The sequence below is a fragment of the Pseudomonas sp. LS1212 genome, assembly GCF_024741815.1.
Taxonomy (GTDB): domain Bacteria; phylum Pseudomonadota; class Gammaproteobacteria; order Pseudomonadales; family Pseudomonadaceae; genus Aquipseudomonas.
The window spans coordinates 2,928,583-2,952,947 of the sequence record NZ_CP102951.1; the positions used below are offsets into that span (position 1 = coordinate 2,928,583).

Annotated in this window: 24 protein-coding genes; 15 read left to right on the forward strand and 9 right to left on the reverse strand. The window is 61.1% G+C overall.

The window, feature by feature from the left end:
* Positions 1-100: 100 nt before the first annotated feature.
* The 9 genes from NVV94_RS13655 (at position 101) to NVV94_RS13695 (ending at position 11,062) form a co-directional block, all read left to right on the forward strand.
* Complete coding sequence (locus NVV94_RS13655) at positions 101-1,015, forward strand: LysR family transcriptional regulator (protein WP_258442918.1); 915 nt, start codon at positions 101-103, stop codon at positions 1,013-1,015.
* A 117-nt stretch (positions 1,016-1,132) separates the two neighbouring features.
* The gene (locus tag NVV94_RS13660) at positions 1,133-2,236 is read left to right on the forward strand and encodes an AI-2E family transporter (protein ID WP_258442920.1); all 1,104 of its coding nucleotides are present in this window, start codon (positions 1,133-1,135) and stop codon (positions 2,234-2,236) included.
* 9 nt (positions 2,237-2,245) lie between these two features.
* Entirely contained in the window at positions 2,246-3,757 is a 1,512-nt protein-coding gene (locus NVV94_RS13665; RefSeq protein WP_258442922.1) for an efflux transporter outer membrane subunit, read from the forward strand.
* Positions 3,750-4,877, forward strand: a complete 1,128-nt coding sequence (locus NVV94_RS13670; RefSeq protein WP_258442925.1) for an HlyD family secretion protein — start codon at positions 3,750-3,752, stop codon at positions 4,875-4,877. Before NVV94_RS13665 ends, NVV94_RS13670 begins: the two co-directional genes overlap by 8 nt.
* Positions 4,867-5,910 (forward strand): DUF2955 domain-containing protein, encoded by a 1,044-nt coding sequence (locus tag NVV94_RS13675; RefSeq protein WP_258442927.1) that lies wholly within the window; start codon positions 4,867-4,869, stop codon positions 5,908-5,910. Before NVV94_RS13670 ends, NVV94_RS13675 begins: the two co-directional genes overlap by 11 nt.
* 11 nt (positions 5,911-5,921) lie before the next feature.
* On the forward strand, positions 5,922-6,371 hold the full coding sequence (locus NVV94_RS13680; RefSeq protein WP_258442928.1) for a potassium channel family protein: 450 nt from the start codon (positions 5,922-5,924) through the stop codon (positions 6,369-6,371).
* 81 nt (positions 6,372-6,452) lie between these two features.
* Positions 6,453-8,753 (forward strand): Orn/Lys/Arg decarboxylase N-terminal domain-containing protein, encoded by a 2,301-nt coding sequence (locus NVV94_RS13685; protein WP_258442930.1) that lies wholly within the window; start codon positions 6,453-6,455, stop codon positions 8,751-8,753.
* Between the two features lie 15 nt (positions 8,754-8,768).
* The gene (potE, locus tag NVV94_RS13690) at positions 8,769-10,109 is read left to right on the forward strand and encodes a putrescine-ornithine antiporter (protein ID WP_258442932.1); all 1,341 of its coding nucleotides are present in this window, start codon (positions 8,769-8,771) and stop codon (positions 10,107-10,109) included.
* A gap of 47 nt (positions 10,110-10,156) precedes the next feature.
* A complete protein-coding gene (locus tag NVV94_RS13695; protein WP_258442933.1) occupies positions 10,157-11,062 on the forward strand; it encodes an amino acid ABC transporter substrate-binding protein in 906 nt (301 codons plus the stop codon).
* Between the two features lie 40 nt (positions 11,063-11,102).
* Here NVV94_RS13695 and NVV94_RS13700 read toward each other — a convergent pair whose 3' ends face one another.
* On the reverse strand, positions 11,103-12,953 hold the full coding sequence (locus NVV94_RS13700; RefSeq protein ID WP_258442935.1) for a polyurethanase: 1,851 nt from the start codon (positions 12,951-12,953) through the stop codon (positions 11,103-11,105).
* Between NVV94_RS13700 and NVV94_RS13705 the strand changes: the two genes are divergently transcribed.
* The 3 genes from NVV94_RS13705 (at position 12,952) to mobA (ending at position 15,632) form a co-directional block, all read left to right on the forward strand.
* Positions 12,952-13,128 carry a hypothetical protein gene (locus NVV94_RS13705; RefSeq protein ID WP_258442937.1) on the forward strand — a complete coding sequence of 59 codons (177 nt, stop codon included), beginning with the start codon at positions 12,952-12,954 and terminating at the stop codon, positions 13,126-13,128. The genes NVV94_RS13700 and NVV94_RS13705 overlap by 2 nt on opposite strands.
* Before the next feature lie 579 nt (positions 13,129-13,707).
* Complete coding sequence (moaA, locus tag NVV94_RS13710) at positions 13,708-14,706, forward strand: GTP 3',8-cyclase MoaA (protein ID WP_258442938.1); 999 nt, start codon at positions 13,708-13,710, stop codon at positions 14,704-14,706.
* Between the two features lie 335 nt (positions 14,707-15,041).
* Complete coding sequence (gene mobA, locus NVV94_RS13715) at positions 15,042-15,632, forward strand: molybdenum cofactor guanylyltransferase MobA (RefSeq protein WP_258442939.1); 591 nt, start codon at positions 15,042-15,044, stop codon at positions 15,630-15,632.
* Positions 15,633-15,788: 156 nt separating this feature from the next.
* Here the strand turns inward: mobA and NVV94_RS13720 are convergent, their stop codons facing one another.
* The 4 genes from NVV94_RS13720 to NVV94_RS13735 all read right to left on the reverse strand — a co-directional run bounded on the left by NVV94_RS13720 (position 15,789) and on the right by NVV94_RS13735 (position 19,015).
* Positions 15,789-16,052: a hypothetical protein gene (locus tag NVV94_RS13720; RefSeq protein WP_258442940.1), complete on the reverse strand. Its 264-nt coding sequence runs from the start codon at positions 16,050-16,052 to the stop codon at positions 15,789-15,791.
* A 74-nt stretch (positions 16,053-16,126) separates the two neighbouring features.
* The gene (locus NVV94_RS13725) at positions 16,127-16,690 is read right to left on the reverse strand and encodes a hypothetical protein (RefSeq protein WP_258442941.1); all 564 of its coding nucleotides are present in this window, start codon (positions 16,688-16,690) and stop codon (positions 16,127-16,129) included.
* A 15-nt stretch (positions 16,691-16,705) separates the two neighbouring features.
* On the reverse strand, positions 16,706-17,455 hold the full coding sequence (locus NVV94_RS13730) for a DUF2092 domain-containing protein (RefSeq protein WP_258442942.1): 750 nt from the start codon (positions 17,453-17,455) through the stop codon (positions 16,706-16,708).
* 693 nt (positions 17,456-18,148) lie between these two features.
* Complete coding sequence (locus tag NVV94_RS13735) at positions 18,149-19,015, reverse strand: pirin family protein (RefSeq protein WP_258442943.1); 867 nt, start codon at positions 19,013-19,015, stop codon at positions 18,149-18,151.
* Positions 19,016-19,129: 114 nt separating this feature from the next.
* On the opposite strand from NVV94_RS13735, the gene NVV94_RS13740 reads away from it, so the two are divergent.
* Complete coding sequence (locus tag NVV94_RS13740; protein WP_258442944.1) at positions 19,130-20,020, forward strand: LysR substrate-binding domain-containing protein; 891 nt, start codon at positions 19,130-19,132, stop codon at positions 20,018-20,020.
* A gap of 16 nt (positions 20,021-20,036) precedes the next feature.
* Here NVV94_RS13740 and NVV94_RS13745 read toward each other — a convergent pair whose 3' ends face one another.
* A complete protein-coding gene (locus NVV94_RS13745) occupies positions 20,037-20,756 on the reverse strand; it encodes a transglutaminase-like cysteine peptidase (protein ID WP_258442945.1) in 720 nt (239 codons plus the stop codon).
* Between the two features lie 220 nt (positions 20,757-20,976).
* On the opposite strand from NVV94_RS13745, the gene NVV94_RS13750 reads away from it, so the two are divergent.
* Positions 20,977-21,267, forward strand: coding sequence for a hypothetical protein (locus NVV94_RS13750; protein WP_258442946.1), 291 nt, complete (start codon positions 20,977-20,979; stop codon positions 21,265-21,267).
* Positions 21,268-21,384: 117 nt separating this feature from the next.
* Here the strand turns inward: NVV94_RS13750 and NVV94_RS13755 are convergent, their stop codons facing one another.
* Positions 21,385-21,612, reverse strand: coding sequence for a zf-HC2 domain-containing protein (locus tag NVV94_RS13755; RefSeq protein ID WP_258442947.1), 228 nt, complete (start codon positions 21,610-21,612; stop codon positions 21,385-21,387).
* Complete coding sequence (locus NVV94_RS13760; protein WP_258442948.1) at positions 21,606-22,211, reverse strand: RNA polymerase sigma factor; 606 nt, start codon at positions 22,209-22,211, stop codon at positions 21,606-21,608. Before NVV94_RS13760 ends, NVV94_RS13755 begins: the two co-directional genes overlap by 7 nt.
* A gap of 302 nt (positions 22,212-22,513) precedes the next feature.
* On the opposite strand from NVV94_RS13760, the gene NVV94_RS13765 reads away from it, so the two are divergent.
* Positions 22,514-23,212: a glutathione binding-like protein gene (locus NVV94_RS13765; protein WP_258442949.1), complete on the forward strand. Its 699-nt coding sequence runs from the start codon at positions 22,514-22,516 to the stop codon at positions 23,210-23,212.
* Positions 23,213-23,389: 177 nt separating this feature from the next.
* Here NVV94_RS13765 and NVV94_RS13770 read toward each other — a convergent pair whose 3' ends face one another.
* Complete coding sequence (locus NVV94_RS13770) at positions 23,390-24,352, reverse strand: DNA-binding protein (RefSeq protein WP_258442951.1); 963 nt, start codon at positions 24,350-24,352, stop codon at positions 23,390-23,392.
* Positions 24,353-24,365: the final 13 nt, after the last annotated feature.

Genomic DNA, 24,365 nt, shown 5'->3' on the forward strand with positions numbered 1-24,365 from the left:
CCGATGGAGTGACTATGAGCGCAGTCTTTGCCGGGAAAAATGCTAATCATCAGATGCCAACATCGGCATTCGCGATCTATCGCCAATCGGGAGGTTCGGGGTGAACAAGCTGCACGATGTCGACTTGAAATTGCTCAGGGTTTTTGCCGCGATCGTCAAATGCGGTGGGTTCTCCGCCGCGCAGGCGGCTCTGAATCTGGGGCAGTCGACCATCAGCGAACAGATGAGCCAGCTCGAATCCCGGCTGGGGGTCAAACTCTGCCAGCGCGGCCGCAGCGGCTTTCGCCTGACCGAACAGGGCATGGCGATCTACGAGTCCACCCAGCGTCTGCTATTGGCGGTGGACAGCTTTTGCCAGGATGCCGACGTGCTCAAACAGCACATCACCGGCAAGCTCAACCTGGGCATCATCGACTCGACCATCAGCGACCCGGCTTCGCCGCTGCCCAAAACCACCCAGCGCTTCGTTTCAAGAGGCCACGATGTGCACCTGAACGTGTATGTCGGCAGCCCCGCGGAACTGGAGGAACGGGTGCTCGACGGCCGCCTGCACCTGGCCATCGGGCACTTCCCGATTCACGTTTCCGGCCTGGATTACCTGCCGCTGTACCAGGAGGCGCTCGGGCTGTTTTGCGGTCGCCGTCATCCCCTGTTCGGCAGCAAGGCCGAGCGCGCCGAGCTGATGGAGGAGATCACCGAGAACCGCATCGTGGTCCGCGGCTACATGGAGCAATACGACCTGGAACACCTGGGTGTGAGCAAGGCGGCGGCCACCGTGGACAACATCGAGGCGCTGGCGATACTGGTCATCTCGGGCGCCTATCTCGGTTTTCTGCCGGTGCACTTCGCCGCGCAGTGGGTCAATACCGGCGCCATGCAGCAACTGGCGCCAGTGAGCATGAGCCTGATGTCGCCCTTCGACGTGATCACCCGGCGCGGGGTGCCGGCACCGCCGATTCTGCGGGTTTTCCTTGAGGACCTGGCGACCAGCGCAGGCCAGGAAACCCACGGCTGAGCAGCGGAGCCGGGCAGTCGGAACAGGCAAAAAACGAAGACACCGAGCCAGCGCCTGTCGAGCGACTATGCTGGGCTTACCGTCTTCCCTACTTTGCGGCGTGAAAGGAGAAACACGATGTTGCCCACGTTCACTCCCGACAAGGCACTAACCCGTGGAATGCTCGATGTATTGATCCGTGCCGGGCTTATCGCCGTTCTGGTGATCTTCTGCTTCCAGATCTTCCACCCCTTCCTGAACCTGATGCTCTGGGCAGTGATCCTGGCGATCACCCTCTACCCGCTGCAAAACCGGATCAAGGGCAGACTGGGAAACCGCGACGGCCGTGCCGCGACCCTGATCGTGCTGTTGGCCATCGCCATCCTGATGGTGCCGATCTACCTGCTGGGGACCTCGATGACCGAATCCGTCGAGAACGCCCTGACGATCGTCCGGTCGGAAAGCTTCCATATCCCGCCTCCGGGTGAGAAAGTCGCCACCTGGCCGCTGATTGGCCAGCCCTTGTACGATTTCTGGCTACAGCTTTCCACCGATATGTCCGGGGTCGTGAGAAAGCTGCTGCCCTACATCAAGAGTTTCAGCTTGAACGTGTTGGGCAAGCTCGCGGACGTCGGCGTGGGCTTTTTGATGTTCATCGGCGCCTTGATCATTGCTGGCATCCTGATGGCCTACGGGGACACCGGCAACCGCAGCGCCGTGCAGATCGCCTCGCGTATCTCGGGCCCTGAAAGAGGGCCGCGATTGGCGGCATTGTGCACCGCCACCATTCGCGCGGTGGCCCAGGGCGTGGTCGGTATCGCCTTTATCCAGATGTTGCTGGTCGGCGTCGGTTTCGTGGTCATGGGCATTCCCGGTGCCGGCCTGCTGGCATTGGCGGCCTTGCTGCTGGGGATCATGCAGCTGCCGGTGGTGCTGATTTCCCTGCCGGTGATCGCTTATGCCTTCGCCACCGAGGGCGCCAGCGTGGCGACCATTATCTTCGCCATCTACAGCCTGGTGGCTGGCATGGCCGACAACGTGCTCAAGCCACTGATGCTGGGTCGGGGCGTCGATGTGCCCATGCCGGTGATATTGATCGGCGCCCTGGGCGGGATGGTCACCAACGGTTTCATCGGGTTGTTCATCGGCCCGGTGATACTCGCGGTCGGCTACCAACTGTTCTGGCAGTGGGTGGAGGACCAGCCACCAAGTGCCGTGCCAGATGAACAGAAACCGGTTTGATGTGCCCCCATGCTGCGCCTCCATCAGTTGGGCCGGCTCCTGCTGCCTGGCGCACTCGTGCTCAGTGGCTGCGTGCGCCTGGGGCCGAATTTCCAGCCCCCGGGCCAGCCCTGGGTCGAACACTGGAACACCCCCGCACTCGAACAGGCCAGCCAGCAGCGCCCGCAACCCGACACCCGGCAGTGGTGGCAAGTCTTTGCCGACCCGGTGCTGGACCACTTGATTGCCGAAGCCGATGCCCACAACCCTGACCTGAAGATTGCCGGCCTGCGGGTGATGGAAGCCCGCGCCCAATTGGGTATCGCCCAGAGCGGCCGTTACCCGCAACTGCAACAGGTCGGCGCCGACAGCCTGTACCTGGACCGCCGCCAGTCCGGCGGGGCCAACCCCCAGGACAGCCACTTCTGGCAACACAGCGTCGGCTTCGACATCGGTTGGGAGCTGGATTTCTGGGGGCGCTTCAGCCGCGCCATCGAGTCGGCCGATGCGGCCTGGTTCGCCGCCCAGGCCAACCGTGAAAACGTCCTGGTATTGCTGCGCGCCCAGTTGGCGCAGACCTACTTTACCTTGCGCACCACCGAGGCACGGCTACGCATCGCTCGCGACAACGCCCGGTTGCAAAAGCGCAGCTACGAGATCACCGAACGCCTGTTCAACAGCGGCGCGAATGCCGAGCTCGACCTGCAACAAGCCAAGACCCAGTATCTGGGTACCCTGAGCACCATCCCTGACCTGGAAAGCCAGCTACTGAGCACCCGCAATGCCTTGTCCGTACTGATCGGTCGTGCGCCTGGCTCGCTGCCGGAGCTGTCGCTGCATACCGGCGAAATTCCGTTGATCGACAGCGCCATACTCCAGGACGTACCCGCCAACCTGTTGTTGCGCCGCCCGGACGTACGCGCCGCCGAACTGCAGGTCGCTGCCCAGTCGGCGCTGATCGGCGTCGCCGAGGCCGATCTGTACCCCTCGCTGAGCCTGCTGGGCAGTATCGTCTGGTCAGCCAGCTCGCTGAGCGGAGCTTCCGACACCCTGGACCTGGTGGGCGGCCCCAGCCTGACCTGGGACGTGTTCGACCACGGCCGTATCAAGAACAACGTCCGTGTGCAGGACGCACGCCTGCAGCAACTGATCGTCGCCTACCGGGATGGCGTGCGCCAGGCTGCGCGCGAGGCCGACGACGCAGCCAGTGGCCTGCTCAAGTCGCTGGAGCGCGAGCTTATCCTGCGTGAGGCGTCACTGGCCGCCGAGCGCTCGGTGACCCTGGCCAGCGCCCAATACCGCGAAGGCTATTCGGATTTTCAACGCGTACTCGATGCCCAGCGCGCGCTGTTCGCCCAGCAGGACGCGTATCTGCTCAACCGCGGCACTGCCGTGAGCAACCTGATCGCCCTGTACAAGGCCCTTGGCGGTGGCTGGTACAGCCAGGAGCCCCTGGTCGATCCAGCCACCCGCCGACAGATGCAGCGACGCACCGACTGGGGCGAGCTGCTGGATGAACCGAAGGTAGGTTCCGATGAGTGATAACCCCCAAAAAATCGAAGATAGCCCGCCGAGCCCGCCGCCGCCCGCTGCCGACCCGGTAAAAAAGACGGTCAATTGGGTGGCCGTGCTGATCGGCCTGAGCCTGGTCTGGTACCTGCTGGCCGACCGCTTCACGCCTTACACGCAGCAAGCCCGGGTGCAGGCCTTCGTCGTCCCGGTGGCCGCGGAAGTCTCGGGCCGGGTGACCCGGGTCAATGTGCGCAACAACCAGGACGTCAAGGCCGGCGAAGTACTGTTCGAGGTCGATCAGCAGCAGTACCGGATCGCCATCGATCGCGCCCGCGCCGACCTCGAGTCGACCCGCCGGCAGATCGGTGCCAGTACCGCCGGCATTGATTCTGCGTTGGCAAACCTGCGAGCCGCCCAGGCCAACGAACTCAATGCGCGGCAGGATAGCCAGCGCCTGGAACGCCTGTACCGCGAAGATCCGGGCACCATTTCCCTGCGGCGTCTGGAAATCTCCCGCGCGGAGCTCGAGCAATCCATCAGTCAGGCCGCCGCGGCCCAGGCCGAAGTGCAGCGTGCGCGCGAACAGCAAGGTGGCAGCGAGGAGGAAAACGCGCAACTGCGCAGCGCCGCCACGACGCTGGAAAAGGCCGAACTGGACCTGGCCAATACACAAATCCGGGCCCGCTCGGCCGGGTTGATCACCGACCTGCGCACCGACACCGGGCAATACGCCACTGCCGGTAGCCCGGTGATGACCCTGATCGCCATCCATGATGTCTGGATCAACGCGGAGATGACCGAAAACAACCTCGCCCGAGTCAGCCCCGGCACACCGGTCGGGGTCATCCTGGACGCCCTGCCCGGCAGAATCTTCGAGGGCCGGGTACGCAGCGTCGGCTACGGCGTCAGCGTCGGCCAGGCCCCGGCACCAGGCACCCTGCCGACCATGCAGAACAGCCGCGACTGGTTGCGCCCGGCCCAGCGTTTTCCGGTGATCATCGAGTTTGCGCCGGGCGAGTTGAGCGACCCTCGCGGCATCCGTGCCGGTGGGCAGGCCGAGGTCATGGCGTTTCCCAGCGAAGGCAATGTACTCAATCCGCTCGGCCGCGTGTTCCTGCGTCTGATGAGCTGGCTCTCGTATGCCTACTGAAAGCCGCCCGATCAGCAGCCGCCAACCCCGCGCCCAGCGCGCACTGCGCCTGGCCAGCGGCACCGCACTGAGCCTGGCGGTCAGTTTTGGCCTGGCTATGCCGATTCCCTTCCTGGCGCCGATACTGGCGCTGATCATGTTGGCTTCGATGAACCGGCCGCTGCCGCTCAAGGCCGGGCTGGGCCTGACGCTTATCCTGATGCTGACCACCGGCAGCGGCCTGTTGTTGATTCCGCTGCTGCGTTACTACCCCTTCAGCGGGGTGCTGATGGTCGGCCTGTGCCTGTACCTGGCCTTCGGTTATGGCTTGCGCGGCGGCAACAACCTGACCGCGACCTTCCTGGTGATCGGCCTGACCATGATCTCCGCAGCGGGTACCGTGGATTTCGGTCTGGCCCTGATGGTCATCGCAGCCCTGGTCAAGGGCCTGGTCCTCGCCGTACTGGTGTTCTCGCTCAGTCATTGGCTGTTTCCCGAGCCGGCCGGCACGCAGGCGGCGCCAACCGCCCCGCCGCTACCCGCCGAAACGGTCGACTGGATAGCGCTGCGAGCCGCGCTGGTGGTGCTGCCGGCCTTCCTGCTGGCACTGGTCGATCCGGCCAGCTACATGCCGATCATCATGAAAGCGGTCAGCCTCGGCCAACAGAGTTGCACCACCTCGGTACGCGATGCCGGTCGCGAACTGCTGGGTTCAACCCTGCTCGGTGGCCTGTTGGCGATCCTGTTCTGGGGCGCGCTCAGCCTGTTCGTGCACCTCTGGATGTTTTACCTGTGGATGCTGCTGTTCGGTCTGGTAGTGGCGCGCAAGCTCTATGCCCTGAGCCCGACCCGGCAGACCCCGGGCTTCTGGCTCAACAGCATGACGACCCTGATCATCCTGCTCGGCCAGTCGGTGCAGGATAGCGCCGCAGGCTCGGATGTCTTTGCGGCGTTCGCCGTGCGCATGGGCCTGTTCATCGTCGTCACCCTGTACGCATGCGCAATGGTCCATGTGCTCGACCAACGCCGCCGCACGCGGCAAACCGCTACCTGACGAGGTCATCCATGCTGCTGATTCTGCTGACTGGCTTCCCCGTGATCGTGCTCTGCCTGCTGTTGCAGGCGATCTTCCTGGCCATTTGCCTGCGACACTACGTACACATCACCCACGCCAGGCGAGGCAGCGAATCGCAAGTGCAGGAAATCGGGCTGCTGGCGACGGTGATGCTGGTGATGTTGCTCGGAAACCTCGTGCAGATGGCTATTTGGGCCTTGTTGTTCGTGCTGCTCGGCGAGTTCGACGATTTCGCCACCGCGCTGTATTTCTCGGGGGTCACCTTTGCCACCCTGGGCTATGGCGATATGGTCATGTCTCCCCGTTGGCGTCTGCTGGGTCCCCTGGAGGCGGCCAACGGCATTCTCATGTTCGGCGTCACCACCTCGGTGATGACAGCGGCGGTGATGGATCTGATCAAAAACCACCTGACCCGGTTGCGACAACGCAGCCGGTCATAGGCTGGCTAAGGAAGGAGCGCTGCCAGGATCAGCGCTACCCTATGTTCTATACCGAATGTCTCAATATTCGAGGAACCACCCATGAGTCGCTCGCAAACACGATTGCCCGAGTACATGGCGCAGCGCTACCCCGTGCTGATGGTGGTCAACGCTCAGGACAGCAGTGACAGCATTGTCGTACGCAGCGCCCAGGCCATCGGCGCGGCGCTGCACGACCATGACCTGGAGGTGGAGCTGGTCGGTTCATTGGAGGAAGCCGAAATCGCCGTGAGTGCCAACTCCGCCTACAGTTGCACGATCATCGACTGGGGTCTGTGTTCGGACAATGCGGACAAGGCGCTGCAGCTGATCCAGCTGATTCGCCGGCGCACGGCGCAGATGCCGATCATGCTGGCCATGAGTCAGGCCCACCAGAGTCAGGTGCCGTTGACGTTCGTCGAGAACATCGACGGGTTCATCTGGCAGCCCGAAGACAGCCCGCAGTTCATCGCCGGGCGCATCGAGGCCGCCGCCCGCCGCTACCTCGATACCATTTTGCCGCCGTTCTTCGGCGCAGTGGTCAACTTCGCCGGCACTCACGAATACTCCTGGCACACCCCCGGGCATACCGGTGGTACGGCCTTCATGAAGACTGCGGTGGGGCGAAGTTTTCTCGACTTCTACGGCGAGCAGCTGCTGCGCTCGGACCTGAGCGTGTCGGTCGGCGAGCTGGGTTCGCTCAATGACCACTCGGGCCCGGTGGATGAGGCGGAGAAGTTTGCCGCACGGGTGTTCGGCGCCGACTTCACCTTTTTCTCGGTCGGCGGCAGCTCGGCGAGCAACGAGATCGCCCTGCACTCGGCGGTAACCGACGGCGATGTCGTGCTGGTCGATCGCAACTGCCACAAGTCGTTGAACTATGCCTTGAACCTGTCCGGCGCGGTGCCGCTGTACCTGCGCCCGCGGCGCAATGCACGCGGCCTGATCGGGCCGGTGCCGCGCAGCGAGCTGACGCCGGCGGCGATTGCGCAGAAACTCGCCGAAAGCCCCCTGGTCAGCAACAAGCAGGCCCGCCCCGTGCTGGCGGTGCTGACCAACTCGACCTACGACGGCCTTTGCTACAACGTGCAGACCACCACCCGCGAGCTGAGCCAGAGCGTCGATCGCATTCACTACGACGAAGCCTGGTACGCCTACGCACGGTTCAACCCGCTGTACGAGGGGCGCTATGGCATGCACCGGGGCGAACGGCATGCCGATGACGCCACGGTGACAGTCACCCACTCCACCCACAAGCTGCTGGCGGCGCTGTCGCAGGCGTCGATGATTCACGTTCGCTCGGGCAAGGTGCAGGTCTTGCCGGCACTGTTCAACGAAGCCTTCATGATGCACACCTCGACGTCGCCGCAGTACAGCATCATCGCTTCGATCGATGTCTCGGCGAAGATGATGGACGACGCCGGCGATTACCTCACTGACGAGTCCATCGGCGAGGCCATCGCCTTCCGCCAGGCCATGGTGCGCCTGAGCAACCAGATACAGGACCGCAACACAAAGGACTGGTGGTTCGGTGTCTGGCAACCGGACGAAGTCAATGGCGTGCCCTTTGACGAACTCGATCCCAAGGTGCTGCACCATGGCGATGCCTGGGTACTCAAGCCGTCGGCCAGCTGGCACGGTTTCGGTGACCTGGGTGCCGGTTACTGCATGCTCGATCCGATCAAGGTCACCGTGCTGACACCTGGGCAGACGCTGGAAGGCGAGATGCAAACCAGGGGCATTCCGGCGCCTCTGGTGTCGTCCTTCCTCGCCAGCCGCGGTACCGTGGTGGAGAAGACCGAGCCGTACTCCATTCTGCTGTTGTTCAGCCTGGGCGTAACCAAGGGCAAGTGGGGTTCGCTGGTCGCCGGGCTGATGGAATTCAAGAAACATTACGACAGCAACTCGCCGCTGGAACAGGTGCTGCCCGAGTTGGTCGCAAGCCACGGCGATCGCTACAGCGGCATGGGCCTCAAGGACCTGGCGCAAGAGATGCATCAGGACATGCTCGCCACGCAAATGCTGCACAACATGGATGCGGCCTACACCCTGTTGCCCGACCCGGTAGCCTCGCCACGAGCGACCTACGCCCGGCTGGTGAAAGGCGAGATCGAGCAGATCGCGGTGCGCGACATGCTCGATCGTACGGTGGCCGTACAGATAGTCCCCTATCCGCCGGGCATTCCGCTGATGATGCCCGGTGAAAAAGCCGGTGCCGATAAAAAAGCCATCATTGACTACTTGCTGGCAATGGAAGCCTTCGATGGCCGGTTCCCTGGTTTCGAACATGACAACCACGGCGTCGAGATCGAGCGTGACCGTCAGGGACGGCCGACCTACAGGGTCTACGTGGTCAAACAATAACGACCGGAGTCTGCGATGGCTGATTCAAGCAAGAAGATGAGTCTCATGGGGCTCACCACACTGGTGACGGTCAACATGATGGGCTCAGGCATCATCATGCTGCCGACGAGCATGGCCCAACTCGGCGCCGTTTCGCTGCTGTCATGGATCGTTACGGCCATCGGTTCCATGGCTATCGCCTACTGTTTTTCCCAGTGCGGGATCTTCTGCCCGCGCCCGGGCGGGTTGTCTGCCTATAGCGAAGAGGCGCACTCAAAGTCAGGCTTCTTCCTCTGCTCGTACCTGTACTTCCTCTCGCTGGCCATCGCCAATGTGGCCGTCGCCATCTCCGCAGTGGGTTACATGACGTCGTTCGTGCCGTGGCTGGGCAGCAGCGCAATTGCGCTGTTCATCGGTACGGTTGGCCTGCTCTGGTTGACCACCTTGGCCAACTTCGGTGGTCCCGGCATCACCGGCCAGATCGGTGCGATTACAGTCTGGGGGGTGATCATCCCGGTGGCCGGCTTGAGCTTCATCGGTTGGTTCTGGTTCAAGCCCGATGTGTTGGCTGCCGCCTGGAACCCGAACGACCTGCCAATCTCCGAAGCCATCAGCAAGGCTATACCCCTGACCCTGTGGGCTTTTCTCGGCATGGAGTCGGCGGCGCAGGCCTCCGATGCGGTGGAGGATCCCAAGCGCACGGTACCACTGGCCTGCCTGTTCGGGACCCTGGGGGCGGCCGCCGTGTACGTGCTGTCGACCACGGTCATCCAGGGCATCATACCCAATGCGGAGCTGGCCAACGCTTCGGCCCCGTTCGCGCTCGTCTATGCGCACATTTTCAATCCCATGGTCGGCAACATCATCATGGCGCTGGCGGTCATGGCGTGTGTCGGTTCGCTGCTGGGCTGGCAGTTCACCCTGGCGCAAACGGCCAAGATGACTGCTGACCAGGGTATGTTCCCGAAACTGTTCAGCAAGGTCAGCGCACGGAATGCGCCAATCGTCGGCATGCTCGTCTGCGGTGTGTTGCAGACCTTGATGGCGCTGTCGACCATTTCGCCCAATGCCAGCGCCCAGTTCAGCAAACTCGTCAGCCTGGCGGCGGTGACCAACCTGATTCCCTACGTGACCGCCCTCACCGGGCTGCTGGTAATGATGTACAAGGCCAGGGTCACGCCGGCCGTGTACACCCGCAACACGGCGTTGGTGCTCATCGCGGTGGCCTATTCGTTGTACGCGCTCTATGCCTGCGGCAAGGTCGCCGTGTTCGGTGGCACCCTCGTCCTTGCGTTCGGTTACCTGCTTTATGGCTTCCTGGCCAAGCGCTTTGTCGACGAGACGCCGGTCACTCATGCCCGGACCCGCGTTTCGTAGGGGTTGTCTGCAGGACGGCAAAGAGATCTGATTAGGGGGAACTGGATATGAACGCATATATGACCAAACCCGCCAGCCTGCTGCTTGCCGGCTTGCTCGCGCTGATGCCGATGCTGGCCGGCGCCGACACCCTGGAGCGGGTGCGCGCCAGCAACACCTTTACCCTGGGCTACCTGCCGGATTTTGCACCGTTCAGCAGCCAGGAGGGCGACAAGGCCAGCGGCTATGCCATCGACCTGTGCCTGAAGATCGCCGACCGGCTCAAGACCGGGCTGGGCCTGCCTGCGCTGCAAGTGCGTTACCAGCCCGTCAAGCTCGCCGATGAGATCAGTGCCGTCAGCTCGGGCCGGGTCGATATTCTCTGTACGCCGACCCCGGCGACGCTGGAACGGCGCAAGACGGTGAGTTTCTCGGTGCCGATCTACACCGCCGGCCTCTCGGCGGTGGTGCGCAAGGATGCGCCCGAAGCCCTGCTCAAGGTGCTCAATGGCGAGGCAGCGCATACCGGCCCGACCTGGCGGGCAACGGTCAACCGCGGCCTGGCCGATTACACCTATGCAGCGGTTGAAGGCGGCGTTTCCGAAGACTGGATTCGTGAGCAAATGCGCCTGCTCGGCGTGGTGACCTCTCTGGTCACCGTTGCGGACACCGATGAGGGCGTGAAGCTGGTTGCCGACGGCAAGGCGAACGCCTTTTTCTCCGAACGCATGCTGCTCAAGAATGACCTGCTCAAGGACGATGCAACCCGGGACTTGATGGTCGTGGACCGTATCTTCGAATACGCCCCGGTATCGATGGTGCTTGAACGTGGCGATGAAGACTTTCGCCTGTTGGTCGATACCGTGCTCAGCGAAATGTACCGCTCGGGCGAGATCGAACAGGCTTACGCCAAATACCTGGGAGGGGCCAGCGATACGGCCAGACAGTTGTTCAAGATTTATGCACTGCCCTAGCAGCAAGGCTGCCCACGGGCAGCCCTGCCGTTAGAACGCCTCAGGCGATGATGATCTGCGCCGCGGCCAGGTTCTCCAGAGAAACCCCGATCAGGGTCACCGAATTGTCGCCAAAGCTCAGCACCGTATCGCTGCCGACGGTGGTCGCGTGTTGCAGATAGTCCGGTGCCTGGGCTGCCCCCTCCACGCCCATGAAGACCAGCTTGTCATCCGCTTGATAGCCAAGCACCCGGTCGTTGCCGAATTCGCCATTGAAGACAAAGGTGTCCTTGCCGCCGCCGGACACCAGGGTGTCATCGCCCTTGCCGCCGACGAACACATCATTGCCGGTCGAGCCGTTCAAGCGGTCGTTGCCGTCGAGACCGAACAGCCAGTCGCCCGCGGTCCGGGCGTTGAGCGTGTTGTTGCCGGCGTCGCCGCTGAGCGAGTGGGCATAGCCACTGAGCGTGTTGCCGGCGAGCAGTCCCTGGTCAGTGACCTGATGAGTCACCTCCTTGCTGAAGAACAGCAGGCTCGGCTCCTTGCTGGTGATAGCCTCGACCTGCCCGGCGATACTCAGACCGCCATTGGCATCGCGTACATACAGCGTGCCGGCTGCGTCCCGGGCGACCTGAACCTTGTTCAATGCGGTGTCCAGCGCCAGGGTATCGTGGCCCTGGCCGCCAAGGATCAGGTTGAAACCGCCTCCATCGCGAAACGTATCGTTCCCGTTGCGGCCTTCAAGAAAATCGTTGCCGCGCCCACCCTTGATCAGGTCGGCGTACTCCGAACCGATGATGAAGGTGCTGCCGCTGTGGGATTCGGCATTGCGATTGAGGTCCTCGACCCAGGTGGTGGCACGGGCCGGGTCCGACAGGTTGGCAACGATCAGGGTCGAGTCCTTACCGGTCAGGTCGTAGAACGCCGAGTCGAGGACCCGGTTCAGACCGTTGTCATAGCCCGAAGGCAAATGCGAGACCCAGGTCGCGAGATTGCCGATGGAGAACGGCAGCAGGTTCCACGCGTCGGAAGCGTAATGGTCGTTGAAATTTACGATGTTGTCCGTCGCCGAAGCCTGTGGCTTGTCATGTACGCCCAGTGAGTCCCACGTTACTTGCGAGCCGTCCAGCGCCCGGAACACCGGGTCATTCTCAAAGCCGATATTGAGCACCTGGCTGGCGTCTGCGGCCTGGGTCGGTGAAGCGAATGCCACATAGCTGGCGTCGTGGTAGAACCCACCCCAGTTTTGCCCGCTCAGGTCGGCCATGCTGTTGACCGCGAGCCCACCGAGGCTGTGGCCACTGACGGTCACGTCCTTGCCGGTGAGGCCATTGGCCTGGGCAAAGGCGGCGACGTCGGCCAGAAGCGTACCGAAGGCATTGTTGCTGTACTGCTTGGCGTAGTCGGCCGGCCCGAGTGCTGCCAGCAGGTCATTGATGGCATCGCCGATGCTGTCGCCGATCAATGATTCACGTGGGCCGCTGGTGCCGCGAAAGGCAATGCCGATCGAGACCAGCTTTCCGCTTGCATCGTACTTGCCGAGTACTTCGGCCTGCGCGGTGGTGTAGCCGGCGGTTTCGCCGAAAAAGGTGCCCCGCCCGTCTACCTTGCCCTCATAACCCAATTGCGTGGCGCTGATCGGGTTCCAGCCGGCCTGCTGGACCGTTGCCAGGGCCGCCTGCTCCGAGTCGGGGTTCCACGGGATGCCCGGGATCACGCCCTGGGCGTCAGTGCCGCCGATCACGGCCTTGACCAGCGTTGCCGGCAGGCCCAGCCCCAGGCCATTTTGCTGATAGCCAACGGCAAAACCGTTGTCGAGGTTGTGATAGGAGTACATCGTGAGTGCCAGGGCATCGCTGAACAATGCCTTCGATTGCGTGGTATCGAGGTTTCGGTAGTCGAACACAGCCATGGTGGAGCTTCCCTTCCTGTTGTTGGAATTCTCGGTTCCTGGCATCAGCAACGGTACGCGCCTGGAGCAGTTGGGCATCGGCCAACTTGATAGCGCACACTATCGGTGCAGGTGCCCTCGCTATATAGAGATCGTCAACGCCGGTGTTGGCATATTGATCAATGCCGAAGAATAGCCACTATTAACGATAAAATTTTTTATACGCTGCGAATACCATTCGACAGGATTCGTTCGCTTTATTATTGATCCGCTTCATTCGCTTGTCTTTCATCCATGAAAATGCCGAACTCTTTTAACTTTCCATAACGCGCCCTGGACGCCCAAAGCGTCTTTGGATAAGCAGGCCGCACCATGGCCGGGCTGTATGGGTGTTCGTTTTGTCAGGTGGCAAAAATTGACACAACTTGAAATCGATCGTCCAGTTTTTTTTTATAAATTTGCCGATCAATGTCATTCACTTGAGGTTTTGACGGCCGATTTAAAATAACCGCTATTAAAGTGACCAATGAGTTCTACTTTGAACACGGCAGTTCTATTTTAACCCACTTATCTTCAATAAACACGTCTAAATAAATGCTCTTGAGTTGTGTGTCGGGGCGATTTATTGCTTGAACTTGATACACCGGCTGGCGCCCGTCATAGAGCCTGTCGATCAAACGGTCGGCCATAGCTATTGGACGGCGTTGGCGTTGCCACTTAGCCTGTACCCGACCGAGCGCTACGAGTGTACGCTCGCGGTATCGGAGAACATCGAATGTCAGATCGAATCCTGCTGGACAGCTTTGCCCGACGGGTCGATTACCTGCGCCTGTCGGTGACCGATCGCTGCGATTTCCGTTGCGTCTATTGCATGGCCGAAGACATGGAGTTTTTGCCCCGCCAGCGGATCCTCACGCTCGAAGAGCTCTACCAATTGGCCGAGCGTTTTGTCGCCCTGGGCACCCGCAAGATTCGCCTGACCGGCGGCGAGCCACTGATACGCCCCGGTATCCTGCAATTGTGCCAACAAATTGCCGCCCTGCCCGGCCTGCGCGAACTGTGCATGACCACCAACGGCTCGCAACTGACCAGGCTGGCCGGCCCCTTGTTCGCAGCCGGGCTCAAGCGCCTCAACATCAGCCTCGACAGCCTCGACCCGCAGCGCTTTCGCGAACTCACCCGCACGGGCGACCTGGCCAGCGTCATAGCCGGCATCGACGCTGCTGTTGCCGCCGGCTTTCGCCGCACCAAGCTCAACTGCGTGGTGATGAAAGGCCGCAACGACGACGAGATCAACGACCTGGTGGCGTTCGCCATCGACCGGCAACTGGACATTTCCTTCATCGAGGAAATGCCGCTGGGTACCATCAGCGAGCACAGCCGTGCCGGCTCGTTTTTCTCCAGTGCCCAGGTCCGCGAGCGTATCGCCGAGCGCTATACCCTGATCGAATCCGCGGAGTCGAGCCAGGGTCCATCTCGCTACTGGCGCCTGGCCGAAGCGCCGGCGATTCGCCTGGGGTTCATCTCCCCCCACAGCCACAACTTCTGCGGCACCTGCAATCGGGTGCGCCTCACTGTCGAAGGCCGGTTGTTGCTGTGCCTGGGCAATGAGCATTCCGTCGACTTGAAGGCAGTGCTGCGCAATCACCCCGGCCACCCGCAGCGACTGGAACAGGCCATCGTCGACGCCATGCGGATCAAGCCCTACCGCCACGACTTCCAGCTCAACGACGAGCTGCAGGTGGTGCGTTTCATGAACATGACCGGTGGCTGAGCATCTTGCGACCATGTAACGCCGACCGAGGTGCGCCGAACTTTTGTAGCCGCTGCCGAAGGCTGCGCTCGCGCGCGTTAGCGGGCGCAAGATCTCAAGATCGCCGGGGAGCCCCTGCGGGACTCCAGCGCAGCCTGGCGGCAGCGGCTACGCCGACCGTGGTACGCCGAACACTTGTAGCCGCTGCGACGCCAAGGGCCGAAGGCCCTTCACGCGTCAGCTAGCCTGCAGCAACCTGTCCCGATAGAGCCCGCCGATGATAAGTTCAGTGTTAACTATTGGACCTGCCTGACTGGTCATGGGATCGTGAACGCATTCCTGTCTGGTACCCGCGCATGAACACTGCTTCCTCCTCTTCACCGCCCTGCTCGATCCTGCTGCTGGCCGGCGGGCGCGGCCAGCGCATGGGTGGGCAGGACAAAGGGCTGATGCTGTGGCAGGAACGGCCGCTGATCGCGCACATGCATGCCGTCGTGCGCCCGCTCACCGATGACCTGATCATTTCCTGCAACCGCAACCTGCAGCGTTACCGGGCGTACGCCGACCACCTTGTGGTGGATCGACAGCACGGCTTTCCGGGCCCGCTGGCCGGTGTGCTGGCTGGCCTGGAGCAGGCCCGGCATGACTGGCTGCTGGTACTGGCCTGCGATGCACCCAGAGTCGATTCGACGCTGATCCAGGCCTTGTTGCAGGCCGCAGACAACAAGGCCTCGCCGGTGATGGTGCGCCAGGCCGGTCAATGGCAACCGATGTTCAGCCTGGTGCCTCGATCGCTGCTGGCGGCGCTCCAGGCGCATTGGCAGCAAGGCGAACGCAGCCTGCTTCGGGCCTTGCTTGCCCACGACCTGCAAGCCGTGGAATGTGCCGTCGACGATCCACGCCTGGCCAACTTCAATACCCCTGAGCTCCTGCAGGAACCGCCGTAAGCCTTGACCGTCGATCCCGATAGCCCGTTCGGAACCCAGCCTGCGCCTGAAGAGTGGGGTGAAGGGCTGGTAGTCCGCTGGCCACTCAAAAAAATCAAGAATAAGGGAGAGCCATGCTCTCCCTGTGAATTTTCAGTTTATTCATAAAACCCGATGCTAGTAGGTACCTTTTTTGGCGTCCTCGATTATCTTCATGGCCTTATTGGTAGCGTCGATGCATTTTTTTTCATCTCCAGCCGCTTTCGCCGTTTCAGCCTCTTTTTGTAATTCCATGACATCCTGTTTGGTATCCACCGACACGTTTCCACCGCCGCTCACAGTATTCTTGATGCTCGCCAGATTACTCGTGCACAAATCGTCTGCGGCAAACACCGGCGATGCGACCAAGGCAGCAACGACTAACAGAATCGATCGTTTCATGGAGATCCCTCGGCTTTGAGTTACAAGAAATCTGAGCATAGACCGCAGTCGGTCATCATGCCTGCGACCGGAACTCAAGGCGCATTGACGACAACGTATGTCACGTTGCTGCCCTGGTACTGCGGTTGATACCAGGTCGATCCACATTGCATATAGGCCGTGTCGTAACGAATGACCTGCACGCAACTGCTGGGCATCTGCGCGGGGCTGACGATCGAACCCACCACGGCCGCGGTCACGGCGACCGTGGCCGTGACCGCGGCAGCCGTGGCGATGGGGTGGTAATGATCGTCATAGCCCCAACGCCCGCCACCATCGACATCGATGTCCACGTCACGGTTGTTGTTGATGTTCACATTGCGCGTGCTGTTGTCGATGTTGGTCCTGTTTCCGACCCTGTTACCGGCGTTGACCCGGTTGCTGGTGTTGACGTTGGGCCGTGCTTGCGCCCGGGCCTGGGGCATGGGCTGAGCACGGTTGACGTTGGCGCGCTGGGCGTGGCCCGCCGAAGGCCGGTTCACCGAAGCCCGGGCCTGGCCGGCGGCGCGCTGCCGGGCATCGACATCGGCAGCCATTGCCAGTACCAGCGCGGCGGCCAGCAACGATAACAATGCGATTGGCGGTGCTTTCTTGAGCATGACGGATGCCCCCCTTTATTCGGCGGCCTTCTTGAATGGAATGGCGACATCGCCTTTTCCGGGCGTGAAGGTGAAGTTCGAGGCTTTGGGTACGGGCTTCAGGTTCCAGCTGTAAACGGCGCTGTACTCCGGAAAACTGGCCTGATCGGTGGAAGTGATCACCAGCTTGCAAGGCAGTGGCTTGTCCGAGCGGGTCACCCATAACTGCCAATCAATGCCGGTTTGGCGAAACGCGAGGTGGTCGCACAGCTTGCCTTTGATAGTGGATGGCCCGACATACAAGGCGCTGCTGAGCGCATCGATGCTGTCCTGGTCGCGCCCGAGCAGGAACAGGTCTTCCAGGGGTACCTGCAGGCCATAATGGTCTTCGATCCGGTGCAAGGTGTCCTGGGTGTTGTCTGGCGCATCGACGGTCGTGTAGTACTTCATGTAGGGCGAGTACTGGGTCAGTTTCTTGCCGTTGTAGAAAAACTCACGGGTCTGGGTGTCACTCTCGATCCTGGCGTAGAGGCGGTTGCCGCCTTCGGCAAGCAAGGTTGTGACGGCCTGGCTTTTGATCTTTTGCCCGGACTCGAGCACGGTGTCGCGGGTGACATCGGCATCCACCCTGAACTTTGACAGGCTGCGCAGGTGGTCGCCCATCTGCACGAGTTTATCGACGACCTGGGGGTTCACTGCAGGGGTGTCGGACGGCGTATCTTCAGCCCATGCACTCATGGCGATGGGTGCAAGCAACAAGCACAGGGTCCTGGCATTGAACTTCATCGCGCTCACTCCTGATATCGGTCGCCGTGCCAGGTTCGCTGGCGCCTGGAAGGCTGGGCAGCAGAGGTGTGTGTCGATTAATACAAGGTCAGTTATGCGGTTCCGTCAATGGAGACAAAAGAGTGCGAGAGTTGTGTACGGAGGCGTAAACCGCAGAAAGCACTGAGGGGAGCCGAAGCTCCCCTCGAGGATTGTTGCATGCTTTTTTTTTATTGAGGGATGGCTGTTGTTGTTTTTATCGGCCGCGCCCTTCTTGGTTTTTTTTGTCGATCCCCATCCGGGATCAAGAGCAAACGTATTTTTTTGAGCGGTGATCTACCTTCATCATTGCTGATCCAACCGAGACGGGAGCTACCTTGAGGTAGTTTTATTATTCTCTGTCCGGTCGCGGGGGCAAGCCCCTGGAAAGCACATCCTCTCCAAAAAAATCTGTTAGCTGCGTCTCTGCCGTGTTGTTTTTGTTGTGTCAGAGTCGGTACGTCTTATTTTTATTGGGTTTGCTGCAGTTTTTATTGTTGTTGTGCAAGAGATACAGCAGGTCTCGTGCCAACTTTAATAATTTCATATAAATCAATGACTTGAAAAATCAACAGATTGCAAACCAAAAAAACACCAGGAAATCTGTTTCCCTGTTACCCATTGTTTCCGCACAAGTGTGGGGCGTGTTACGCCCCTGTGCGCACGCGAGCGATCTCACGGATGCATGCCGCCGAACTCTCCGGCCTGGAAGTCCTTGATCGCCTGCTGGATTTCTTCCTCCTTGTTCATGACAAACGGGCCGTAGCCAACGATCGGTTCATCGATCGGCTGGCCGCTGAGCAGCAACAATTTGGCGTCGCTGCTGGCTTCGAGCAGCACCTGGCTGCCCTGCTCATCGAACAGTGCAACCTGGGCATCGTGCAGAGTGTCACTGCCATTGACCTGGACCGTGCCGCTGAGCACGACCACCGCACAGGTATAGCCCGCCCTGGCCTGCAGCGTGAAGGCCTTGTCGGCATTGAGGCGTATGTCCCAGACATCCATGGGCGTGAACGTCAGCGCAGGGCCTTGTCTACCAGCGTACTCCCCGGCGATGACCCGCACGAAACCGGCGTCGTCGGGCAGCGCCACCCGGGCGATGTCCTGATTGAGCAGCGTCTGGTAGCGCGCTGGCGCCAGTTTGTCCGCCGCAGGCAGGTTGACCCACAACTGCGCCACCTCCAGCGTTCCACCGGTGCGACTGAATTCGGGAGAGTGGTACTCCTCGTGGATAATCCCCGAGGCGGCCGTCATCCATTGCACGTCGCCGGGGCCGATCTGCCCGCCAGCACCGGTGGAGTCGCGGTGCTCGAGCTCGCCTTCATAGACGATCGTCACGGTTTCGAAACCCCGATGCGGGTGCTGGCCGACTCCGCGACGGTGACTCGACGGCGGAAAATCGGCAGGCCCGGCGTAGTCGAGCAGTAGAAACGGGCTGATATGGCGCCCCAGCGTGCTGTAGCTGAACAGCGAGCGAACCGGGAAGCCATCACCGACCCAATGCTGGCTCGGCGCGCTGTAGATGCCCTGGATTTTTTTCATCTGATGTCTCCTGTAAACCCTGATCGAGGCTTACCTTATGCCCTGGGCTTGGGCTTCGGAAGTGGCTGGAGTAAGCTTCAGAGTCTCAATACTGGAACAATGCAAGAGCCGATCATGTTTGACCTGAACGAGCTGTACCTCTATGCCAAAGTGGTCGAACATGGAGGCTTTGCCCCCGCCGGGCGCGCCCTGAACCTGCCCAAATCGACCCTGAGCCGTCGAATCGGCCAGCTGGAATCCCGGCTGGGTGTTCGCCTGATCCAGCGCTCGACCCGGCAGTTCCAGGTCACCGATATCGGCCAGGACTATTACCGGCACTGCGTGGCGATGATGGCTGAGGCCGAGTCGGCCGAGGATGTGATCGAGCAGAACCGCTCAGAACCCCGCGGGGTGATTCGCTTGAGCTGTACAACCCCGCTCTTGAACTTCTGGGTGGCACCTGTGCTGGGCCAGTACATGGCCCAGTGCCCGGGCATCGAACTGCATGTGAAAAGCCACAACCGCCGGGTCGATCTCATCAGCGAGGGCTTTGATATTTCCCTGAGCCTTTGCTTCCCGCCGCTTGAAGACAGCGACCTGGTCATGAAACTGCTCGCCAAAAGCCCGCAGGTGCTGGTGGCGAGCCCCGCCCTGCTCGATCGTTTCGCCGCGCCAGCGCTGCCAGCCGACCTTTCGGCGCTGCCGAGCCTGCATTGGGGCTGCCCGCAGCCGCACTATGGCTGGCTGCTCAACGGCCCCGATGGCGCCGCCGCCACAGTCACCCACCGGCCGCATCTGGTCAGTGATGACATGAACATTCTCAAAAGTGCTGCACTGGCAGGCGTTGGTGCGGCGACCTTGCCGTTGCGGGTGGTCAAGGACGACCTTGAGGGAGGCAGGCTGGTGGAGCTGACACCGCAATGGCGACCGGTGGAAGGGGTTATTACGGCAGTGTTCCCTTCCCGGCGAGGGTTGTTGCCCTCGGTACGCTCGCTGATCGATTTCCTGGGCAAGGCGTTTGAATAAAACGACGGATGTCGCCTTATCTCAGCACGTTCCCTTGAATGGCCGAAAGGTGAAGCGGCGGCGACATGCTGATCCCATTGCCACTGGCCATGGCAAAACCTTCATGCTTGAGCTTGGCCATCAGATTTGGCCAATGTGGCAGCCGTTCGCTCTTGCCGACCTTTTGCAGCTGATTGTGCTCGAACCGATAGAGGTCAACGTCACCGAAAGCGAACTGCAGCTCCAGGTCAAGGCGTTGGGCAATGGGCAGGATGGTCGGGGTGATGTTGTCCAGCAGCACGGGCTCTGCCGCGGCATCCGACCAGTAGCCGAGCACCATGTGCGCCTGCCTGGCCGAAGTCTGGGTGGTGTAAACGAGACGCAGGCTCTGCTCGGAAATGCCGAGCAGTCGCAGGGTGAAGTACTTGGCGAGGGCGAAATCCTCGCAGTCGCCAGCGCCCTGCTCGAGGGTTTCCAACGGCGAGGCCCAGTAGTCGGATTGCCCCCATACGTCGGAATCTTCGCCAAAACGGATGTGGCGATTGAAAAACGCATTCACCAACTGCAGCTTTTCAGCGTCGCTCAGTGTGGTGGAATCCGCGATCAGGGCATGCCAGTCCTGAAGACGATGGGTCGCTTGCTCGTTTCGATGCGCGCTCGGTGTGGCCGCCGTGGCCTTGGCGGTGCCCATGAGCAGGCCGCTGCTGAACAACAGACCGACCAGCATTTTGCGCCGGCGCTCCACCAAAATCGACACGAGGAAGTACAGTCCTATCAAGTAACTCTCCAAGGCACCATGGCATGTGACAAAAGATTATTGCTGAGAGAACTCAACAGGCATTTCCACCATAAGGCCTTGGCCAGTCAACAGGCAAGGTACGTCCGTCGGCTAACAGGAAGTCTGGTCGGGTCAGCTGTAACAAAGCGCCTTCCCATCCATCCGAATGACGGGGATAGCATGAATGGAGGATTGCACCATGAAATCGATACTGTACGTGACTGCACTGACGGCACTCATGATGGGGCCGGGCGTGGCACTGGGCGAAAGCGGCAGCGACCGTCTGATAGACTATCGTTTGCAACAACAGGGATTGATCAGCAATAGTCCCAGCCAGGACACCAGTGATCCTTATGTTCAAATGATCAAGACACAACCTACGGCTTCCGGGGTTGAGCTCGATCAGCAGGACCAGAAGGTCCAAATGTCGGAACCCGATTTCGAGTCACCCATCCTGAGGGACAGAATGCTCTATCGCAGTGCCCATTGAAGGCATGTACATGCAGCATGAATCAAGGCGGGAGATGCCAGCCAAGCCGGTATCCCCATCTGCGGCACACGGATGTGCCGAATGAACACCCACCTCACGCACTCATTACGGCACGAGCTATCGATCGAGCTGGTTGAGTTTCTTCAGAATGGCCTGGCTGTCTACAGCTTCATCCTTGAAGGGTATGGTCTGCAGCATCCGGGAGGTCAGCTCGAGTTGCTTGATGTACAGCTCGCAGCGCGAGCACCTGCGCAGGTGCATGAGCACCGCCCAGCGCCTGAGGAAATTCAGATGCCCCTCGATAAACTCGGAGCCCAATTCCGAGACTTCGTGGCAGGTCAGCATGTTCCTTCCTCCTGAAAGTGATTGAGCATCGCTTGCATGCGCTGACGCCCCCGGTGCAACAGCACGCGGATATTACCTTCGGCCAAGCCCAGGGCTTGAGCGATTTCGTCGTAATCCAGCCCCCCCAATTCATGCATCAGTACCACGATTTGCTGGTCGCCAGGCAGCATGCGCAGGTGCTTGCGGATGCACGCGTGCAACTCGGCTTCGGTCAACAGCTCCTCAGGGCTTTCGTGGTGCCATTGGCTGGGTGGGGTTTGCCAGTCGCCCTGCTCGTTGAAGTGCTGACTGATCGGCGAACTGGCGTCGATGCCCCAGGAATCCAGGGGTACTTCGCGCCCGCGCTTGCGCCTTATCGCATGAGCCTCGTTGATGGCGATCCGGGCCAACCAGGTTCGCAGCTTGGCGCGTCCTTCGAACTTTTTTATGCCGGCCAAGGCCCTCAGCCAGGTTTCCTGCGCAACATCATGGGCCGACTCCGGTCCGACCAAGGGTATGGCCATGGCGACCAGGAAAGCATGATGAAGCTTGATGACCGCCTCAAGGGCATTGCTGTCGCCTTCGCGTAGCCGTTTGATCAGCTCCTGCTCATCTTCCATGAGCTTGTCCTCAGGTGGACTGAAGATGCCAACGGAAGGCAGCTTCAGTGCAGTTTACTTAGAGGCATGCATCGGGTCATTGTTACAGCCGGTTGTCACGCCTCGCATCAGGCAGCCTGTCGAGTAGAGACGTGGCACATCGCAATTAGAGAATAGCTTCGCTGCGGGCGCCCTCCTGAAAGGGACGATCGGCGGCGTCTGCAGGAGAGTCAGCACTGAGAATTGGTTTACCTGCGCCTGCGAACTGGACGCAAACGCAGGTGATGCCTGGGCAAATTACCCGATAACCGGAGTCAAAAACCATGATCGACCTGTATTACTGGACCACCCCCAACGGGCACAAGATCACCCTGTTCCTAGAGGAAGCCGGCCTGCCCTATCGCATCGTCCCGGTGAACATCGGCAAGGGCGAACAATTCGAGCCCGACTTCCTCAAGATCGCCCCCAACAACCGGATTCCGGCCATCGTCGACCACGCGCCGGCCGACAACGGCCCGCCGCTGTCGGTGTTCGAGTCGGGCGCGATCCTGCTTTATCTGGCCGACAAGACCGGCAAGTACATCGCGCAGGACTTGCGTGGGCGCAACGAAACCCTGCAGTGGTTGTTCTGGCAGATGGGCGGGCTCGGACCGATGGCCGGGCAAAATCATCACTTCGTGCAATATGCACCGGAGCCGATCCCCTACGCCATGGAGCGCTATGTCAAGGAAACCGCCAGGCTTTATGGCGTGCTGAACAAGCACCTGGCCGATGGGCGCGAATACATCAGCGGCGAGTATTCGATTGCCGACATGGCCAGCTATCCCTGGATCACGCCCCATGAACGCCAACAACAGGACCTGAACGACTTCCCGCACCTGGCCAGATGGTTCGAGCGCATCCAGGCCCGCCCTGCCACCGGGCGCGCCTATGCATTGGCCGATGCGATCAACACCGCACCGGTGGTGGACGACGAAGCCAGGAAAATACTGTTTGGCCAGGATGCGTCGACCGTCCACTGAAGTGCGTTGCAGCAGGCGCAAGATTTTGAGATCGCCGGGGAGCCCCTGCGGGGCTCCAGCGCAGCCTGTCGGCAGCGGCTACGCCGACCGAGGTGAGCGGAACCCATGTAGCCGCTGCCGCAGGCTCGGTGCGCCGCTGCGACGCCGAGCCCCACAGGGGCTCCTTGCGGCCCACGGTCAGGTTGCTGCCTTTTCGCCCTTGCGGATCCTGGCCTTTCTGGTCTCCAGCAGCTCGATCCGTTTCGCTTGCTGCACATTCGCCAGCCCCAGCGTTGCCAGCTCTTGCTGCAGGGCTTGAGCCTGCTGCTTGAGTTCGTCACGCGCGCCCAGGCTCTGGTCAAGCAGGCGCTTGAGTTCGCCCAGCTCATTGGTCTGCGCTTGAAAGCGGTTCTCCAGCTCCAGGTGTAACTTGTGCGCCAGGCGCGCCTCGACCAGTACTCGCTCGTTATCCCGGTTCAGCCGGGTCAATTCGTCCTGCTTGACGATCAATGTCTGCTGCAGTTGCCGAACCTCCACCTGGACCTGTTGCAACTGCCCTTCATGCCGCCGCTGCTCCTGCTCGCGCTGTTCCTTGACCGCGCTGCGGTAATGCTCGAGCGCATCGCGGGCGTGCAGGTGCTTGTCTTCCAGTGAGCCGATCTGCTCGTCTTTCTCCTTCAGGCGCACCTGGAGGTCTTCGCTGGCCTGACTCAGCCGAGCGTTACGGGTTTGCTCGGCCTGCAGCGTGGAGCGGCTGAGGCTCAATTCGGCCGATTCGGCTTCCAGCGCAGCCTTCTGGATATTGAACGCCTGCTGCAGCGCTTTCAAGGCTTGCTCACTGGCCGCCAGTTGCGCCTCCAACTCCTGTTTTTGCGCGTCATGAAGTGCCTGCGCCTGCTCGATCGGCGCCTGCGCCTCGTCCTTGAGGCGAGCAGCGAGCTGACCGACCAACGCGCCGAGTTCGTCGCCGAGCGCCTGCTGCACAGCGCCACTGCGCAAGTCGCTGTCGTCGAGTTCCTTGAGATAGCGGTGAATGGTGGTCTTGGAGCCGGTATTGCCCAGCTCGACCCGTATGGCATCGATGCTCGGGTTCTCGCCCCGTGCCAGCAGCGCCTGCCGTGCTTTTTGTACCACCGCCTTGTTTACACCGCCCCGGGCCATGCTTTTGCTCCTA

Excerpts from the sequence above, each read along its gene's own strand:
- NVV94_RS13660 (WP_258442920.1), top strand. The coding sequence starts at position 1,133 with ATGTTGCCCACGTTCACTCCCGACAAGGCACTAACCCGTGGAATGCTC.
- NVV94_RS13665 (WP_258442922.1), top strand. The coding sequence starts at position 2,246 with ATGCTGCGCCTCCATCAGTTGGGCCGGCTCCTGCTGCCTGGCGCACTC.
- NVV94_RS13670 (WP_258442925.1), top strand. The coding sequence starts at position 3,750 with ATGAGTGATAACCCCCAAAAAATCGAAGATAGCCCGCCGAGCCCGCCG.
- NVV94_RS13675 (WP_258442927.1), top strand. The coding sequence starts at position 4,867 with ATGCCTACTGAAAGCCGCCCGATCAGCAGCCGCCAACCCCGCGCCCAG.
- NVV94_RS13680 (WP_258442928.1), top strand. The coding sequence starts at position 5,922 with ATGCTGCTGATTCTGCTGACTGGCTTCCCCGTGATCGTGCTCTGCCTG.
- NVV94_RS13685 (WP_258442930.1), top strand. The coding sequence starts at position 6,453 with ATGAGTCGCTCGCAAACACGATTGCCCGAGTACATGGCGCAGCGCTAC.
- potE (WP_258442932.1), top strand. The coding sequence starts at position 8,769 with ATGGCTGATTCAAGCAAGAAGATGAGTCTCATGGGGCTCACCACACTG.
- NVV94_RS13695 (WP_258442933.1), top strand. The coding sequence starts at position 10,157 with ATGAACGCATATATGACCAAACCCGCCAGCCTGCTGCTTGCCGGCTTG.
- NVV94_RS13705 (WP_258442937.1), top strand. The coding sequence starts at position 12,952 with ATGGTGGAGCTTCCCTTCCTGTTGTTGGAATTCTCGGTTCCTGGCATC.
- NVV94_RS13700 (WP_258442935.1), bottom strand. The coding sequence starts at position 12,953 with ATGGCTGTGTTCGACTACCGAAACCTCGATACCACGCAATCGAAGGCA.
- moaA (WP_258442938.1), top strand. The coding sequence starts at position 13,708 with ATGTCAGATCGAATCCTGCTGGACAGCTTTGCCCGACGGGTCGATTAC.
- mobA (WP_258442939.1), top strand. The coding sequence starts at position 15,042 with ATGAACACTGCTTCCTCCTCTTCACCGCCCTGCTCGATCCTGCTGCTG.
- NVV94_RS13720 (WP_258442940.1), bottom strand. The coding sequence starts at position 16,052 with ATGAAACGATCGATTCTGTTAGTCGTTGCTGCCTTGGTCGCATCGCCG.
- NVV94_RS13725 (WP_258442941.1), bottom strand. The coding sequence starts at position 16,690 with ATGCTCAAGAAAGCACCGCCAATCGCATTGTTATCGTTGCTGGCCGCC.
- NVV94_RS13730 (WP_258442942.1), bottom strand. The coding sequence starts at position 17,455 with ATGAAGTTCAATGCCAGGACCCTGTGCTTGTTGCTTGCACCCATCGCC.
- NVV94_RS13735 (WP_258442943.1), bottom strand. The coding sequence starts at position 19,015 with ATGAAAAAAATCCAGGGCATCTACAGCGCGCCGAGCCAGCATTGGGTC.
- NVV94_RS13740 (WP_258442944.1), top strand. The coding sequence starts at position 19,130 with ATGTTTGACCTGAACGAGCTGTACCTCTATGCCAAAGTGGTCGAACAT.
- NVV94_RS13750 (WP_258442946.1), top strand. The coding sequence starts at position 20,977 with ATGAAATCGATACTGTACGTGACTGCACTGACGGCACTCATGATGGGG.
- NVV94_RS13755 (WP_258442947.1), bottom strand. The coding sequence starts at position 21,612 with ATGCTGACCTGCCACGAAGTCTCGGAATTGGGCTCCGAGTTTATCGAG.
- NVV94_RS13760 (WP_258442948.1), bottom strand. The coding sequence starts at position 22,211 with ATGGAAGATGAGCAGGAGCTGATCAAACGGCTACGCGAAGGCGACAGC.
- NVV94_RS13765 (WP_258442949.1), top strand. The coding sequence starts at position 22,514 with ATGATCGACCTGTATTACTGGACCACCCCCAACGGGCACAAGATCACC.
- NVV94_RS13770 (WP_258442951.1), bottom strand. The coding sequence starts at position 24,352 with ATGGCCCGGGGCGGTGTAAACAAGGCGGTGGTACAAAAAGCACGGCAG.